Raw genomic sequence first — 16,991 nt, forward strand, 5'->3', positions numbered from 1 at the left:
GGTACTGCGGTTTTCCCGTGGGAGAGTAGGTAGCCGCCTCTTCAAGGTCAGATCGAAAGGTCTGACCTTTTTTTATGTCCTACTTTGAGGTGCGGCCTCCCCTTGCTGAAAGGCTGCATTTCTTCAACCCCGCTCCTGTATCCAGGGCCGGGTTTTTTGGTGTTTGCCGGAAGGAAGGGGCCCTGTCGCTACTTTGTTTCCCGATGCTACGGCAAGAGCCGCCTAACGCCTCTGGAACTAATGGGCTTGCCATAAGATAATTCCGGGATGATTGGGATTTTGGCCTTTGATTGTTATCTTTGTTCAAAACCCAGGCTTATGATCGAAATTCCCGAATCGAAAACCGTTGCGCGGCAGGTGCGTGAAACCTTGACAGGGCGTACTATAACCGATGTGTTCAACGCTACGCATCCGCACAAATTCACTTGGTATGCGGGTGATCCGCTCGAATATCCGAAGTTGCTGGCCGGCCGGAAGATCGTAGGCGCAGAAGGTTTTGGCGCATATGTCGAGATACTTCTTGAGGACGATATGCGCCTTGCCGTGTCGGATGGGGTGAACCTGCGGCTTTACAGGCCCGAGGCTGAGATCCCGGCCAAATACCAGTTGCTTCTCACGCTCGACGACGGAAGCTTTCTGGTATTCACCGTCGCGATGTATGGCGGCATTATCGCTTTTCGGGGCATTTTCGAGAATCCCTATTACCTGGGTGCGAAGACGAAGCGGTCGCCGCTCGATGCGGAGTTCGACGCCGAATACTTCCGGGGCATGCTCGCTGGCGTGAAACAAAACCTCTCGGCCAAGGCTTTCCTGGCTACCGAGCAGCGTATTCCGGGGCTTGGCAACGGTGTGTTGCAGGACATCCTGTTCCGGGCGGAGATACATCCCAAGCGCAAACTCGCCGCATTGGGCGACGGGGACGCCGAACGGCTTTTCGGGACGGTAAAAAGCCTCCTGACGGAGATGACCGGCCGGAACGGGCGCGATACGGAGAAGGACCTTTTCGGGAATTACGGAGAATATGCCGTGTTGCTTTCACGCAATACCTGTGCGGAGCCTTGTCCGGTCTGCGGCGGATCAATCGTCAAAGAGGCTTATTTGGGCGGCGCAGTCTACTATTGTCCCTGTTGCCAGCCGTTGAAATAGTCCTTACTCTTCATTCGAAAAATACCGCCAGGTGTGCCACCGGCTGTGCAGCCCGCAATGGGAACAATAGAGTTTGTAAAGCCCCTTGCTGTGTTTGCGCACACGCAGGTTGCGGGTGTGGCACTGCGGACAGCGGGAAGTGTTGAGCCTGTGCTCGTAACACTGGAAAATCACGAGGTTGAACAGGCTCAACAGGATGCAGACGAATCCGATTCCCTCTTCATCGCCGAGGAAGATCGGAAAGAGACAGCCGACCAGTACGATGATCAGTACGACGAGGCCGATGCCTTGGATGACTTCGTTGGGAAGGTTGCGTACCCGCCACATCGGACGTGTGACGAGGATGCCTGCAACGGCAGGCACAAAGCAGATTGCAAAAAGCAGGACGTGGGCTTTCATAGATGTATGTACGCCTGTCCCGCAGCGTCTGGGAAATTAAGTTCGAATTCAGTCCGGGGAAATAAAAAACGTGGGACAAAACTCTGATTTGCTTTCTGAGGCTCTGGAATAACCTGTGCAACCAAATACAGAATGAAGCCCACGTTAGAAACGTGAGCGTCAAACTTCATTCCTTGGTTGCTCTTAAAATTTTCCAGATTTTCAGAAAGCAAGGTACAAAGCTAACGCTTTTTATATGTGTGCGCCGTCGCTTTTCGTGCGGATTCGGCGCTTTTTATTGTATTACTGCGACTTTATGGATTATTCCATAGGCAATTCAGTTGTTAGTGACGCACAAATATATAAAAAACATCCGAAATTCCGGATGTTTTTTTGTCGTGTATTTGTCATGTTGTGTGCGGGAGGCCTTCTCCGGGAACCGGTTGCCGCCGGGTGTAGCCAGGCGAACAGGCCCCTGCGGCTATTGATTCTGTTGTGCAGCCGAGTAGGCGTCGGCTTTCTCCTTCATGCGGGCTGCCCGTTTTTCGCTGTCGGGGTGTGAGGAAAACATCTTCTGTACGGTAGAGGCTTTTGCACCCTTGGAGAGTTCGACCAACTTGCTGAGCGAATTGGCCATGCCGTAGGGGCTGAATCCATGTTTTACGCAAAATTCGAAACCGTGCTCGTCCGCTTCGTACTCCTGTTTCTGTGAGAACTGTGCGTCGGTGAAGGCCGTTACGATCTCGCCCAACTGCGATTCGCTGAGCTTGGCCAATGTACTGCCTTGGGCGGCTCCGGCGGCATTGCGGGCAGCGGAGGCGAGGTAAGCGTTCTTGATGGCGTGTTTCGTGTCGGCATGTACGACATGGCCGATCTCGTGACCGATGATGGCCATCAGTTCATCGTCGTCCATCAGGTCCATCAGGGCGGCGAATACACGGATCGAACCGTCGCCGCAGGCGAAAGCGTTGACATCCGTCACGAGGTAAACCTTGAAGTTCAGCGGCAGTCCTTCGGCATCGGTGATACCCTCGGTCAAGCGTTTGAGGCGCGCTCCGTAGGTCGTCGTGTCGGCGGCAACGGGGTTGTGGGCGTCCATCCATTCGACGGATTCGCGGCTCAGGCGGGCAATATCCTCGTCGCTGAGCGTAATGGCCGTAGCTACGTCTTTTCCGGCGTTGAGCAATTTGCCGGCGTCGATTTTCTTACCGCCGATCTTGAACTGTGCGAAAGCCCCTGCAGGGCAGGCTGCGGCGATAACTGCCGCAGCAAATAAAAAGAAAAGTTTCTTCATGTTAATCCTGTTTTCAGTGTGGCAAAGATAATAAAAACATCCGGATTCGGAGCGTTTACTGCTCGCGGAACATGCGTTTGACGCTTCGCCAGTCTCCGTCGTTCGGCGCGGGTTCGATGCCCAGCAGGCGGCAAAGGATAAGGTAGATGTTCTGATTCTGGAACGATTGCTGGCGGAACCCGGTGCGGAATGCCGGACCGGAACCGTAAAAGACCATGTGCATGTCGCGGTCGCGGTTGTCGAATCCGTGTGTGCCGCGTTTGCGGACAGGTCGGTCCTGGGGGGCGTAGTCGAGTGTCCAGCCCGTTTCGGGGATCAGGACGAGGTTTGTGAGCCTTGAGGGGTGTCGGCCGTAACAGAAGCGGCGGGGCATCTTTTCGCGTTCCCAGACGCCGATGTGTCCCGTCCGGCGCAGGATGCGCAAGGCTTCGCGGACATACTCTTTGCGGACCTCGATGCCGAAGGGCGTTCCCGGGACAGTACGTACGACTTGTGTGGAGTCCAACAGCCCATAGAGGTTCAGATAGCGTTCGGGTGCGAGTTCGGCCATGCCGTGATCGGCCGTGACGATGAAATTGATGCGGTCGAAGACGGGCGAACGGCGGATTTCGCGGAAGAAGTAGCGCAACACGGAGTCGATGCGTTCGGCCTGCGCCACGGCCTCGGGCGATTCGGGACCGTAGGTGTGCATCGCAGCGTCGGGCTGTTCGAAATACCACATCACCAGTTCCGGGATTTCGGCTTCGGGGCGTGTCATGGCGTCGATGACCCAGTCAGCGCGCTGGTAGTAGGAGGGCTTCGACGAATAGCGGGTCCAGACTGTCGCCTGGCGGCCGTTGACAGGCACTTCGCTGCCGGGCCACATGAAAATGTTCGCCGTGAGACCCTGCCGCTCGGCGGTGTTCCAGATCGGTTCTCCGCCCCAGAATCCCGGGATTTTCACATCTTCGGCATCGAAAACCGAGAGTTTTCGGCCCTGCATCTTGTCGAAGAACGAGTTGTTGACCACGCCGTGGTGGTCGGGATGCAGTCCCGTCGCCATAGCGTAGTGGCTCGGGAACGTGTTCGACGGATAGACCGGGAAAACCTCGGCGTACGAGCCGACACGCGCCAGCGAGTCGAGCGTCGGGGTGTGGCTGCGCGAAGCGAGGTCCCAGCGGAAGGCGTCCATCGAGAGGATGACGACATATTGTTTCTCCTGCGGCGCAGCCGAAGCGGGGTAGCGGCCCGGCGTGCGGGTTGCGGCGCAGCCCGTGAGCGAGAGACCCAGGATCAGAAAGGAGATTTTTTGCATGAATTCGAAATTTGTTGACGTAAAGATACAAAAAAAGCGCCTTCCTGTTTGGGAAAGACGCTTGCATTTTGTTGGGTTCGGGGGCAATGGAATCCGGAAGTCGAAAAAAGCTGCGCGAAATCTGCGCAGCTTTTTCCCATAGGTGTTTCCGTTCGGAAGCCGGTTATTTCATGTATCCCTTGATGTAGTGGTGATGCTCGCCCCAGCGCTCGAAAGCCGCACGGTCCAGTTCCTCCTGTGCCGAGGGGTGTGCGATCGAAATCAGCAGGCGTGCGCGCTCCTGAAGGGTCTTGCCGTAGAGATCGACGGCGCCGAACTCCGTTACGAACCAATGGATGTGGTTGCGGGTCGTCACGACGCCGGCTCCGTCCAACAGCGTCGGGCAGATTTTCGATACACCCTTGTTGGTAATCGAAGGCATGGCGATGATGGCCTTGCCGCCCTTCGACAGCGAAGCACCGTAAACGAAGTCGATCTGACCGCCTACGCCCGACCAGAATTTCGTGCCCAGCGAGTCGGCGCACACCTGGCCCGTCAGGTCGACCTGAAGTGCCGAGTTGATGGCCGTCATGCGATCGTTCTGCGAGATGATATAAGGATCGTTCGTGTAGCCCACGTCCATCATCAGTACACCGGGGTTGTCGTCGATGAAGTCGTAAACTTCTTTCGAACCCATCAGGAAGGTCGAGACCATCTTGCCCGGGTCGGTCTTTTTGGCTTCGCCGTTGATTACGCCCGAACGTACCAGCGGCAGTACGCCGTCGGCGAACATTTCGGTGTGGATACCGAGGTTCTTGTGACCGCCCAACTGTGCCAGCACGGCGTTGGGAATGGCGCCGATACCCATCTGGAGCGTTGCCCCGTCCTCGATCAGCGCGGCACAATGCTTACCGATGGCCGTCTCGACTTCGTTCGGCTCAGAGAATTTGGCCTCGATGAGCGGGGTGTCGTCCTGGACGAAGAGGTCGATCTTCGACATGGGGATCATGGCCTGGCCGAAGGCACGCGGAACGTGTTTGTTTACCACGGCGATCACGTGGTCGGCGCACTCCACGGCAGCCAGCGTTGCGTCTACCGAGGTTCCGAGCGATACATAGCCGTGTTTGTCGGGCGGGCAGACCTGAATCATCGCCACGTTGCACGGTACGGCTCCGCAGCGGTACAGACGCTGCGTCTCGCTCAGGAAGATGGGAATGTAATCGGCATAGCCGCTCTGCGTTACCTTGCGGACGTTCGAGCCTACGAAAAACGAGTCGAGCTGGAAGACGCCTTCGAACTTGGGATCGGCGTAAGGTGCGGGACCTTCCGTGTGCAGGTGATGGACGTGTACGTCTTTCAGTTCACCGGCCTCGCCGCGTTTGCACATGGCGTTGATCAGGCACTGAGGAGCCGATGCCACCGAACTCAGGTGAACGTGGTCACCCGACTTGATGACTTTGACGGCCTCCTCGGCCGTGGTGAATTTAATTTGGGTGTTCATGTTTTGTGTGTTGGAGTATTAATTTGCAGATTTCTTCGTTTCCGGTTTCCGCAGATAATTGCTGATCGCCTTGTTGGAGTAGGTCCAGATAATCGGCACATCCTTGAGCGTGATGATGTTCAGCGCGCTGAGCGCAAGCCCCATGCTGATATCCACGCGGTCGAGGCGCTCGACGCCCGGGGCGATGTCGTAGAACATCACGATGACGGGCTCGGGCTGACCGCTGCGCAGCGTGTAGATACGTCCGTAGGTGTCCGACGAGGGGTAGCTTATGCCCTTGGCCAGAGCCTGTGTCCCGTTGTTTTTGCCGCCCATGAAGAGGCGGAACGGACCGAACGTCGGAGTGACCTGCAGGTGCAGCACCACCGTGCCCGAAATGTTGTCTCCGGCGCATACGATATCCGAAACCCGGATTTCGTTGCCCATGCCCGGCGTCTCGATCGAGGCAGGCTGGTGCTTTTTTGCAAATTCGGCGACGGCTTCGTTTCGCAGGCTTTCATAGTAGCGAATTTCGGCCTTGATGCTTTTTTTCTGCGCCCGTTCCTGGGCTTTCTGTTCGCGTGCAGCCTTCCTGTCGGTGGGCTGGGCCGCGAATGCCGCTCCGCAAAGTATGCAGAGCGACATCACTAATACGCTAATACGTGCGACCATAAGAAGATTACTTGCGTTTTACTTCCACCTGTTCGTATCCCTCGACGATATCGCCGACGCGGATGTCGTTGAAAGATTCGATGTTCAGACCGCAGTCCTGGCCGATCACGACCTCTTTCACGTCGTCCTTGAAACGCTTGAGCGAACCCAGCTTGCCGGTGTAGATAACGATACCGTCGCGGATGACGCGGATCGGGGTCGAGCGTTGCAGCTTGCCTTCGCGGACCATACATCCGGCGACGGTTCCGACCTTCGTGATCTTGAAGATTTCGAGTACTTCGACCGAAGCGACGATCTCCTCCTTCATCACAGGTTCCAGCATGCCTTCGATAGCGTCCTTGATGTCGTTGATGGCGTCGTAGATGATCGAGTAGAGGCGGATTTCGATCTCCTCCTTCTCGGCCAGTCTGCGGGCCGAAGCCGACGGACGTACCTGGAAGCCGACGATGATGGCGTTCGAAGCGGCGGCCAGCAGCACGTCGGACTCCGAAATCTGTCCCACGGCGGCGTGGATGACGTTGACCTGTACGGTCTCCTTCGATAGCTTGATCAGCGAGCCGGACATAGCTTCGATCGATCCGTCCACGTCGCCCTTGACGATGATGTTCAGTTCCTTGAACGAACCGATGGCGATGCGGCGGCCGATTTCGTCGAGCGTCACGTGCTTCTGGGTCATGATGCCCTGCATGCGGGCCAACTGTTCGCGCTTGTTGGCGATTTCGCGGGCCGAACGGTCGTCGTCCATGACGTTGAACGTATCGCCGGCCTGCGGGGCGCCGTTCAGGCCCAATACCTGTACGGGCGTCGAGGGTCCTGCTTCGTCCACCTTCTTGCCGTTCTCGTTGAACATGGCCTTCACGCGGCCCGTGTAGGTTCCCGAGAGGATCACGTCGCCGACGCGGAGCGTGCCGCTCTGCACCAGGATCGTCGATACGTAGCCGCGGCCCTTGTCGAGCGTCGACTCGATGACCGTACCCTGCGCCTTCTTGTTGGGGTTGGCTTTCAGGTCGAGCATCTCGGCCTCCAGCAGCACTTTTTCGAGCAGTTTGTCGAGGTTCATGCCCTTCTTGGCCGAAACCTCCTGGTCCTGGTATTTACCGCCCCACGACTCCACGAGGTAGTTCATCTGCGAAAGCTGCTCCTTGATGTGGTCGGGATTGGCGTTGGGTTTGTCGATCTTATTGATGGCGAAAACCATCGGCACGCCTGCGGCCTGCGCGTGGTTGATCGCCTCGATGGTCTGCGGCATGACGCTGTCGTCGGCCGCAACGATGATGATGGCAACGTCCGTAACGGCGGCGCCGCGTGCACGCATGGCCGTAAAGGCTTCGTGGCCCGGGGTGTCGAGGAAGGTGATCTTCTGTCCGTTCAGCACCACGCTGTAAGCGCCGATGTGCTGGGTGATACCGCCGGCTTCGCCTTCGATGACGTTGGTTTTGCGGATGTTGTCCAGCAGCGAGGTTTTACCGTGGTCGACGTGTCCCATGACCGTCACGATCGGCGGACGCGGAACGAGGTCCTCCTCCTTGTCTTCGGTTTCGTCGGCGATAGCCTCCTGAATCTCCACGGAGACGAATTCGGTCTTGTAACCGAACTCTTCGGCAACGACCACGAGCGCTTCGGCATCGAGGCGCTGGTTGATCGACACCATCAGTCCGAGGTTCATGCAGGCCATGATGACCTCCGTCGGCGAGACGTTCATCATCGTCGCCAACTCGCTGACGGTCACGAATTCCGTGACCTTGAGCGTCGAACGTTCCATTTCTTCGCGTTCGAATTCCTCGTTCATGCGTTCGGCGACGGCTTCGCGCTTGTCCTTGCGGTATTTCGAACTCTTGCTCTTGGCTCCCTTGGCCGTCAGGCGCGCCAAGGTATCCTTTACCTGCTTCGAAACTTCTTCGTCGCTCACTTCGGGGCGCACGATGGGCTTCGGCGGCAGGTTCTTGCCTTTGTTGCGGCGGCCTTCGCCCGGACGGGGCTGGTTCTGGCCCTGTCCGCCGCGGTTCTGGCCGGGGCCTCCCGGGCGGTTGCCGTTGTTGTTCTGTCCGCCCGGACCTCCCTGGCCCTGACGGTTGCCGCCGCCCTGCGCATTGCCCTTCGGGGCTTTGCTGACATCGACTTTCTCCTTCTGGAGACGTTTGCGTTTGTGCTTGCCGCCTGCGACGAAGCCCGACACGTCCATCGTGCCGAGCACCTGCGGACCTGCGAGGGTCACGGTCTGGGGGCGGAAGATATTGTCTTTCGGAGCCTCGGCCTTCGGCTCTTCGGTAGCGGGCGCGGATGCTGTCTGCACGGCCGGAGCCGCCTGCTGAGCGGGCTTGGGAGCGGGGGCTGCGGGAGCCTCTGCGGCCTTGGGCTGCGGGGCCGGGGCGGGAACTTCCGCCTTCGGAGTCTCCTGCGCGGGGGCCGGGGCCTTCACGGGAGCCGGAGTTTCGGCCACTGCGGGTTTCGGGGCCTCGGCAGGCCTGGGCTGGGGAGCCGGAGCGGGCGCCGGTTTCACGGCTTCGGGGGCTTTCGGAGCCTCCTCCTTCACGGCCGGGGCCGGAGCGACCGGCTGGGGCGCAGGCTTCACAGCCTCGGGTTCGGGTTTCGGCTGGGGAGCCGGAGCGGCCTTGGGTTTGGGCGAGAGGTCGATCTTGCCGAGGAATTTCGGCTGCTGGATTTCGTCCTTGACGCTGATGACGTTGCTTTTGATGACAACCTCTTTCTCTTCCTCGCGCTCCTGCTTCTTGGCTTCTTCGAGGGTTACGGTCGTCTGCTTCAGGGAGATGCGTTCGCGGATCGAATCGCGTGCGCCGGCAGCGCTGCGATTTGCCCCGAATTCCTTCTCCAGAACGGCATAAGTGTCCGTGTCGACCAGTGTGTTGGGCGACCCGTCGCTCTTGATGCCCTTCTTTTGCAGGAAGTCCGTGATGGTGTTCAGACCAACGTTAAACTCCTTTGCAACCTGAATGAGCCTTAATTTTCTTTCATTACCCATATCTGTCTCTTTTCCTTTCTTGTCTTGCGGTTTTGATTATTCGAACTCGGCCTTCAGGATGTCGATGACCTTCTGTGCCTGCTCCTGCTCCAGATCGGCGCGGGCGGCAACCTCCTCGACGGAGAGTTCCAGCACGCTCTTGGCGGTGTCGCAGCCGGCGGCCTTCAGGGCGTCGATTACCCATCCGTCGATTTCGTCGGCGAACTCCGTGAGGGCTACGTCCTCCTCCTCGACCTCGCGGTAAACGTCGATGTCGTAGCCGGTGAGCATCTTCGAGAGGCGGATGTTGAGACCGCCCTTGCCGATGGCCAGCGAAACCTGGTCGGGCTTGAGGTAGACCGAAGCGGTCATCTTCTCCTCGTCGATGGTGATCGACGAAACCTTTGCGGGGTTCAACGAACGCTGGATCATCAGCGTCGGGTTGGCCGTGTAGTTCACCACGTCGATGTTCTCGTTACGCAGTTCCTTGACGATCGAGTAAATACGCGAACCCTTCATGCCGACGCAGGCGCCTACCGGGTCGATACGCTCGTCGTAGGACTCCACGGCGACCTTGGCGCGCTCGCCGGGGATGCGGACGATCTTCTTGATGGTGATCAGTCCGTCGAAAATCTCGGGAACCTCCTGCTCGAACAGGCGCTCCAGGAACTGGTTGGCCGTACGCGAAAGGATGATACGCGGCTGGTTGTTGTTCATCTCTACCGACTTGACGATGGCTTTGATCGTGTCGCCCTTGCGGTAGAAGTCGTTGGGAATCTGCTCGGCTTTGGGAAGGATCAGTTCGTTCTCCTCGTCGTCGAGAATCAGCACCTCCTTTTTCCACACCTGGTACACCTCGCCCGTGACGATGTCGCCGACCTTCTCCGAGTATTTTTCGTAGAGGCTGGCCTTCTCCAGGTCGAGGATGCGCGAGGCGAGGTTCTGGCGCAGCGACAGCACGGCGCGGCGGCCGAACGATGCGAGTTTGATCTCGTCGGCATACTCGTCGCCGACTTCGTAGGTCGGGTCGATGGCCTTGACTTCCGAAACGGAAATCTGTGCATTGGGGTCTTCGACGGCGCCGTCTTCGACGACGGTGCGGTTACGCCAGATTTCGAGGTCGCCTTTCTCGGGGTTGATGATCACGTCGAAATTCTCGTCCGTTTCATACTGTTTTTGCAGTGCGTGGCGGAAAACGTCCTCCAGCACGCCGATCATCGTCGACTTGTCGATGTTCTTCAGCTCTTTGAACTCGGCAAAGTTGCTAATGAGATTGAGATTGTCCATTGTGTGCTTTATCTTGTTTTAATTCTTAATTCTGCCTGTCTGATTATTTGAAGTCCAGATACTCTTTCGTGTATTTGATCTCGGCGAAAGGGTATGAGCGGGTGACCTTCACCAACTGCTTTTTCTTTTTGCCTTCGACGAGCTGCTTCTCTTCGTAAGAGAGCGTGATGCCCTCTTCGGTAACCTCTTCCAGCTTGGCAAGGACCTTCACGCCGCTCATGAGCAGCACTTCGGCCGATTTGCCGGTGAGTTTGCGGTACTGGCGCAGGGTCTTCAGCTCGGAACCGATGCCGGCCGACATGACCGTGAGCGAAAAATCCTCCTCCTCGCGGTCGAACTGCGCGTCGATGACGCGGCTCAACTCCGCACAGGCGTCGATGCCGACCGCCGTGTCGCTGTCGATCGTCAGTTCGATTTCATTGCCCGGCGTCGAGGTGCACTCCACGACGAACATATCCGTCCCTTCCAAATGACGTTCCGCCGCTTCGATTATCTTTTTCGTATCTATCATAGTCGTTGAATTTCGGTCGAGTATAAGTATAAAATAAGGGGACTACCCGTCCCCTTACCCTTCACGCTGCCTTTCGACACCGCAAATATAGTGAAAAATTTCGATATACCAATATTTATATGCAAAATTTACTCCTCTTTTGTCTTCGATTCGTAGGGCTTGATGATGCCGCGTTTCGACGTGCGGATAAAATCGATCAGCGCGTCGCGTTCGGGGCTTTGGGGAATCTGTTTTTCCACCTCGTCGCAGCCGTTCAGGTAGTTCAGTCCGCTCTGGAAGAGGATGCGGCAGGCGTCGTGGATTTCGGCGATGCGCTCGGGTGAAAAACCGCGCCGTGCAAGGCCGATCTTGTTGATGCCCGCGAAACGCAGCGTGTCGTTGCGCACGATGACGTAGGGCGGAAGGTCCTGTCCCAGCAGCGCGCCGCCCTGCACCATGGCGTGGGCCCCGATGTGGGTCCACTGGTGGATGGCGGCATGGCCTCCGATCACTACCCAGTCGCCGACATGCACTTCGCCGGCGAGCGATACCCGGTTGGCGATCACGCAGTTGCTGCCGATGATGCAGTCGTGTCCGATGTGCACGTAGGCCATCAGCAGGTTGTTCGAGCCGATGATCGTGGTTCCTGTCGAGGCGGTTCCGCGGCTGATCGTCACGTATTCGCGGATGTCGTTGTCGTCGCCGATCTGGGTGGTGGTGATTTCACCGGCGAATTTCAGGTCCTGCGGCAGGCAGGAGACCGAAGCCGCCGTATGTACTTTGCACCGTTTGCCGATGCGCGCCCCGTCGTGAATCACGGCTCCGGGGCCGATCCAGCAGTCGTCGCCGATAACTACGTCGCCTGCGATGTATGCAAAGGGTTCTACCGTGACGTTGGCCCCGAGCTTTGCGTCGGGGTGGATGTAAGCCAGGTTGCTGATCATTTCCTTTAGTTTTTGTTTTTGACTACCTGGGCCATCATCACGGCTTCGCAGGCAAGGGTTTCGCCCACGAACGCTTTGGCCTCGACCAGGGCGACGCCCCGGCGGATCGGCTCCAGCAGGTGGATTTCGAATTGAAGCGTATCGCCCGGAACGACCTTGCGCTTGAACTTCACGCCGTCGATCTTCATGAAGTAGGTGGAGTAGTTTTCCGGGTCGGCGACGTTGCTCAGCACCATGATGCCGCTGCACTGTGCCATTGCCTCGACGATCAGCACGCCCGGCATTACGGGCTCTTCGGGGAAGTGGCCCACGAAGAACGGTTCGTTCATGGTCACGTTCTTGATGCCGGCCACCGACACGGGGTCGCAGTGGAAAATGCGGTCTACGAGCAGGAACGGCGGACGGTGGGGCAGCATGCGGCGGATGTCGTTGATGTCGTACAGCGGCGGCTTGCGGCAGTCGTAAGTGAAGCGGGGCTTTTCGCCCGCGCGGCGGATAGTCTGCTTGAGCTGCTTCATGAACTCCGTGTTGGCGAAGTGCCCCGGGCGGGTGGCCCAGACGCGGCCCTTGATGCGTACGCCCAGCAGTGCGAAGTCGCCCAGCAGGTCGAGCAGTTTGTGGCGTGCCAACTCGTTGTTGCAGCGCAGTTCGAGGTTATTGAGGTAGCCCGCCTTGATCTCGATATCGGGCTTGTTGAAGAGTTTCTTGAGTTTGTCCAGTTGCTCGTCGGGGACGGGGTTCTCCACGACCACGATGGCGTTGTCCAGATCGCCGCCCTTGATCAGGTTCATGTTGATCAGCGGCTCCAGTTCGTGCAGAAAGACGAACGTGCGGCAGGGCGAGATCTTGCCGGCGAAGTCGTCACCGGGGTTGAAGGTGGCGTACTGGTTGCCGATAACCTTCGAATTGTAGTCCACATGCACCGAGACCGAGAACTCGTCGTCGGGGTAGAGGATGATCGCCACGCCCTTCTCGGGGATCGTGTAGACCATCTTTTCGGTCACGTGGTAGAACTGCCGTTCGGCGTCCTGGTCCGTGAGTCCGGTTTTGGTGATGGCCTGGGCGTATTCGCGGGCCGAGCCGTCCATGATGGGGGTTTCGGGGGCGTCGATGTCGATCACGGCGTTATCCACGCCGAGGGTCCAGAGCGCTGACATGATGTGTTCGATGGTCGATACGCGGTGACCGCCGGCTTCGATGGTCGTACCGCGCGAAGTATCTACGACGTTGTCGCACAAGGCAGGAATTATAGGTTGTCCTTCGAGGTCGGTGCGGCGGAATACGATTCCGGTTCCGGCTTCGGCAGGATTCACGGTCATGGTAACTCGGACGCCCGTATGCAGGCCCTTTCCCGAAAAAGAGATCGGCGCCTTCAGCGTTTGTTGTTTGGTTGACATAAGCGGAGTTCTAATATTTGCGCGCAAAGATAGAAAAATTTCGGTAAAAAACGTTACTTTTGCTCAAAATTCCGACAGACAGCAATGACAGAAACACCCCGTGACAACAAACCCCGCCCTGCCCGGCGGCCGCGTATCAAACTACCTTTCGACAAACGCCGGGAGGATGTCGGATCGTGGACCTACGACCATCGTATCGGTTTGTGCGTCACGATTATAGCCTATCTGGTGCTGATGATCGTATTCGTGTCGTCGAAGATCGTCGTAGGCGGCCGTTCGCACCAGCAGGGCATGTACATCGACCTGCAGACTTTGGCCGAAATGGAGCAGGAACGCGACCGGCTGGAACGCGAGGTGCGCGAGCGCCAGCAGCAGGAAGAGATCGACTGGCGCAGTATCCGCAACCAGGCGTCGAACGAAAATGCCCTGAACGAGAAGCTCCGCGACGACCGCGGAACCAACGCTGCAGCGCTGAACGAAGCGGCCGCCGAGGCCGAAGCGCGGATGCGCGCCAACCGCGAGGCATACGAGCAGGGGCTTGCCGAGGAACGGGCTATCCGCGAACGCCGCGGCAAGGAGGACGGCGCCGAGCGTCAGGACCGCAAGGTCAAAGGCCGCGTGACGGTGTCGTTTTCGATCTCCAATCCTGTGCGCACGTCGCGTTATCTGGAGGTCCCGGCCTACCTGTGCGAGGGCGGGGGTGAGGTCGTAGTTGCCGTTACCGTGGACCGTGCGGGTAAGGTCGTCGGTGCGCGCGTCTCCGAAGGCGGTGACGAGTGCATGCGTGAATCGGCCCTGCGTGCGGCCCGCAACTCGCTGTTCAACATCGACAATTCGGCTCCCGCCAAGCAGACCGGGACGATCACTTATATTTTTATTCCCCAGTAGGCCTTGCATCTGCTGCGGCCGGCTTGCGGGAATACGGCGGCGACCCCTGCCTGGTGTCGATTTGCGGCATTTTGAACAGAAATACTGTTTTTTATTTTCAGATTTTATTTATATCTTTGTCTCTGTTCCGAATCCAAAATGCGTAAATTACTGTTCATATTGTTGGCCCTGGCGGGATGTCTGCTTTTTTCGGAGGGCAGCGGCGATGTGCATGCCCGGGAGGCCGTGCATTCGGCGGTCTTTTCCAGCAGCGATATGCATGTCGATCAATGGCAGTGTGAGCGTGTTTACAATTCGGATTTAAATCAACCCCGTGTTTCCGGGGAGGCGGAAGCGTCCCCCTCGGCCCCCGCGTTCCAGCGCACCGGGCCCGGATGGACGGCTCGCCTGGCGCTGCATTGCGTCGCGTCGTGCCATTGCGGCACGGGAGTTGTCAAACTAACCTCAGCGTTTCGATCTCTTTATCTTTCGCCTGGCCTACATGCCGTAGACTATTATGTTTACCGCCTGCGCCGGCTCATTATTTAGCGTAGCGTATTTCCCGGACGGTTTACCGTTTTTTTGCCTGAAATACCAACGTTAAAATAATGAAAAAGATATGGATAAGATTAAAATCTGCGAGGCGATGTACGCCTTGCCCGGGGAGGTCGTGGTACGCCGCCGCAAATCCCTCGTAATACCTGCCGTGCTGCTTGCAGCCGGCGTGGCGATACTGGTTCTGAATCACATTTACGGAGCTTCGATGACCAATAACCTCCGCTCGTCGGCGGTGTTTATCGGCGGTTCGCTGGCCCTGGCGGGGATGATCACGCTAGCCGCGCGCTATTTCAGCGCCGAGGGTGCGCCTTACTACCGTCCCGGACACAGCTACCTGCGTTACGAAGAGCTCTATTTCGAGCGTTCGCAGAGCCATGCTGTCGTGGACCTCGTGGCGGAAGGCGATGTGCAGCGTTTGCTGACGATGCCGCACGCGCAGGTTCCGGCGATCTCCGTGGTTGTATACCGTACGCCCGACAGCCGTTTTGCCGCCATGCAGGCCTTCGAGTATACCGATTTGGAATACAGGCCGCTGACCCGGTTGCAGATCGTCGACGGGCCGGAGATGCAAACGGCAAAAAATTAATTTTAAAGAATGATAGACATCAGTGGTGAAAATGTAGTATTGGTCGGTGCGCTGCTGCTCTTTGTGGCGGTGATGGCCGGCAAGGTCGCTTACCGTTTCGGCGCCCCGGCGTTGTTGCTCTTCCTGGGGGTCGGCATGTTGTTCGGACTGAATTTCATTTCGTTCCGTTCGGTCGAAATGACGCAGTTCGTCGGTATGATCGCGCTGTGCATCATCCTCTTCACGGGTGGTATGGACACCTCTTTCCAGGAGATAAAACCCGTCATCGGGCCGGGCGTCGTGCTGGCTACGGTGGGGGTGGTGATGACGGCCGTGGTACTGGCGGGCTTCGTATGGCTCGTTGCTCCGTGGCTCGACCTGGAAATCTCCTTCACGCTGGCCCTGCTGCTGGCCTCCACGATGTCTTCGACCGACTCGGCGTCGGTTTTCTCGATCCTGCGAAGTAAGAAACAGGGGCTCAAACAGCACCTCCGCCCGTTGCTGGAGTTGGAGAGCGGTTCGAACGACCCGATGGCCTACATGCTCACGATCCTGCTGATCGGCGTCGTGACCAACTCGTCGGGCAGTACCGGGATGGGTATGAGCATCCTTTATTTCGTGATCCAGATGGTCGTCGGAGCGCTTTCGGGCTACCTGATCGGGCGGCTGGCGGTGTGGACGATCAACAAGATCAACCTCGCCAACCACTCGCTCTACTCGGTGCTGCTGCTGGCATTTATCTTCTTTGCCTTCGCTTTCACCGACCTGATCAAGGGCAACGGCTACCTCGCGGTTTATCTTGCGGGCTTGGTCGTGGGCAACCATAAACTGGCGCAGAAACGCTCGCTGACGGTCTTTTTCGACGGTTTCACGTGGCTCATGCAGATCGTGATGTTCCTTACGCTGGGCCTGTTCGTCAACAGCGACGAACTGCTGCGTCCCGAGGTGCTGATCCTCGGCTGTGCGGTCGGTGCGTTCATGATCCTCGTGGCGCGTCCCGTCACGGTCCTTGCCTGCCTGCTGCCTTTCCGGCATTTCACGACCAAGGCGCGCCTCTATGTTTCGTGGGTGGGCCTGCGCGGCGCCGTGCCGATCCTGTTCGCCATCTACCCGATGATGGCGGGTGTCGAGCATGCCGAGTTGTTGTTCAATGTAGTCTTCCTTTCGACGATCATCTCCCTTCTGGTGCAGGGTACGACTGTGAGCGGCATGGCCAACCTGCTGGGGCTGGCCTACGAGGAGCGGGAATCGGCTTTCAACGTCGAGATGCACGAGGAGATGAAATCGGCGCTTACGGAGGTCGAGGTCAACGAAAGCCTGCTCGCCAGCGGGCAGACGCTCAAGGACATCACCCTGCCGGAGAATACACTGGTGATGATGGTCTGCCGCGACGGGGAGTACTTCGTGCCGCAGGGTAAAACGGAACTTAAGCTGGGCGATAAACTGCTGGTCATTTCGGACCGCAGCGAGGAGCTCGAAAGCACCTATAAGGATATGGGCATCGACGATGTGATGAAACTGGGATAGCCCGGCCTCATTGTCTGTAAATTACGCTTCGGATTGCCTCCCGGGGCACTCCGCCGGACGGGCGGATAATGGCTGAGGCCCCGGCGATTCTGTCGCCGGGGCCTCTTTTTTTTGCCCGGGACGCTCGGTATTCCGGCGATTTTTCGTATCTTGA

At 58.0% G+C, this 16,991-nt stretch carries 14 protein-coding genes; 4 read left to right on the top strand and 10 right to left on the bottom strand.

From position 1 onward, the window contains the following. Window positions 1-318: 318 nt before the first annotated feature. On the top strand, window positions 319-1,146 hold the full coding sequence (locus I2E69_RS14795; RefSeq protein ID WP_195461993.1) for a DNA-formamidopyrimidine glycosylase family protein: 828 nt from the start codon (window positions 319-321) through the stop codon (window positions 1,144-1,146). A 3-nt stretch (window positions 1,147-1,149) separates the two neighbouring features. Here I2E69_RS14795 and I2E69_RS14800 read toward each other — a convergent pair whose 3' ends face one another. From I2E69_RS14800 to I2E69_RS14845, 10 genes are all read right to left on the bottom strand, one after another. Further along, window positions 1,150-1,545, bottom strand: a complete 396-nt coding sequence (locus I2E69_RS14800) for a hypothetical protein (protein ID WP_195461994.1) — start codon at window positions 1,543-1,545, stop codon at window positions 1,150-1,152. Between the two features lie 460 nt (window positions 1,546-2,005). After that, on the bottom strand, window positions 2,006-2,818 hold the full coding sequence (locus I2E69_RS14805; protein ID WP_195461995.1) for a M48 family metallopeptidase: 813 nt from the start codon (window positions 2,816-2,818) through the stop codon (window positions 2,006-2,008). A gap of 55 nt (window positions 2,819-2,873) precedes the next feature. Next, complete coding sequence (locus I2E69_RS14810; protein WP_195461996.1) at window positions 2,874-4,112, bottom strand: ectonucleotide pyrophosphatase/phosphodiesterase; 1,239 nt, start codon at window positions 4,110-4,112, stop codon at window positions 2,874-2,876. Window positions 4,113-4,275: 163 nt separating this feature from the next. Continuing rightward, a complete protein-coding gene (locus I2E69_RS14815) occupies window positions 4,276-5,592 on the bottom strand; it encodes an acetyl-CoA hydrolase/transferase family protein (protein ID WP_195461997.1) in 1,317 nt (438 codons plus the stop codon). Between the two features lie 18 nt (window positions 5,593-5,610). Then, the gene (locus tag I2E69_RS14820; RefSeq protein ID WP_195461998.1) at window positions 5,611-6,243 is read right to left on the bottom strand and encodes a hypothetical protein; all 633 of its coding nucleotides are present in this window, start codon (window positions 6,241-6,243) and stop codon (window positions 5,611-5,613) included. Between the two features lie 7 nt (window positions 6,244-6,250). Next, window positions 6,251-9,223 (bottom strand): translation initiation factor IF-2, encoded by a 2,973-nt coding sequence (gene infB, locus I2E69_RS14825; protein ID WP_195461999.1) that lies wholly within the window; start codon window positions 9,221-9,223, stop codon window positions 6,251-6,253. A 36-nt stretch (window positions 9,224-9,259) separates the two neighbouring features. Next, window positions 9,260-10,489, bottom strand: a complete 1,230-nt coding sequence (gene nusA, locus I2E69_RS14830; protein WP_195462000.1) for a transcription termination factor NusA — start codon at window positions 10,487-10,489, stop codon at window positions 9,260-9,262. 43 nt (window positions 10,490-10,532) lie between these two features. Then, complete coding sequence (gene rimP, locus I2E69_RS14835; RefSeq protein ID WP_195462001.1) at window positions 10,533-11,000, bottom strand: ribosome assembly cofactor RimP; 468 nt, start codon at window positions 10,998-11,000, stop codon at window positions 10,533-10,535. A gap of 128 nt (window positions 11,001-11,128) precedes the next feature. Next, on the bottom strand, window positions 11,129-11,923 hold the full coding sequence (lpxA, locus tag I2E69_RS14840) for an acyl-ACP--UDP-N-acetylglucosamine O-acyltransferase (RefSeq protein WP_195462002.1): 795 nt from the start codon (window positions 11,921-11,923) through the stop codon (window positions 11,129-11,131). A 5-nt stretch (window positions 11,924-11,928) separates the two neighbouring features. Continuing rightward, window positions 11,929-13,320 (bottom strand): bifunctional UDP-3-O-[3-hydroxymyristoyl] N-acetylglucosamine deacetylase/3-hydroxyacyl-ACP dehydratase, encoded by a 1,392-nt coding sequence (locus I2E69_RS14845; protein WP_195462003.1) that lies wholly within the window; start codon window positions 13,318-13,320, stop codon window positions 11,929-11,931. A gap of 84 nt (window positions 13,321-13,404) precedes the next feature. On the opposite strand from I2E69_RS14845, the gene I2E69_RS14850 reads away from it, so the two are divergent. The 3 genes from I2E69_RS14850 (at window position 13,405) to I2E69_RS14860 (ending at window position 16,837) form a co-directional block, all read left to right on the top strand. Beyond that, a complete protein-coding gene (locus I2E69_RS14850) occupies window positions 13,405-14,208 on the top strand; it encodes a TonB family protein (protein WP_195462004.1) in 804 nt (267 codons plus the stop codon). Window positions 14,209-14,806: 598 nt separating this feature from the next. Continuing rightward, the gene (locus I2E69_RS14855) at window positions 14,807-15,331 is read left to right on the top strand and encodes a hypothetical protein (RefSeq protein ID WP_229095556.1); all 525 of its coding nucleotides are present in this window, start codon (window positions 14,807-14,809) and stop codon (window positions 15,329-15,331) included. Between the two features lie 9 nt (window positions 15,332-15,340). Continuing rightward, complete coding sequence (locus tag I2E69_RS14860; RefSeq protein WP_195462005.1) at window positions 15,341-16,837, top strand: potassium/proton antiporter; 1,497 nt, start codon at window positions 15,341-15,343, stop codon at window positions 16,835-16,837. Window positions 16,838-16,991: the final 154 nt, after the last annotated feature.

The organism is Alistipes sp. D31t1_170403_E11 (genome assembly GCF_015553985.1).
Classification (GTDB): domain Bacteria; phylum Bacteroidota; class Bacteroidia; order Bacteroidales; family Rikenellaceae; genus Alistipes; species Alistipes montrealensis.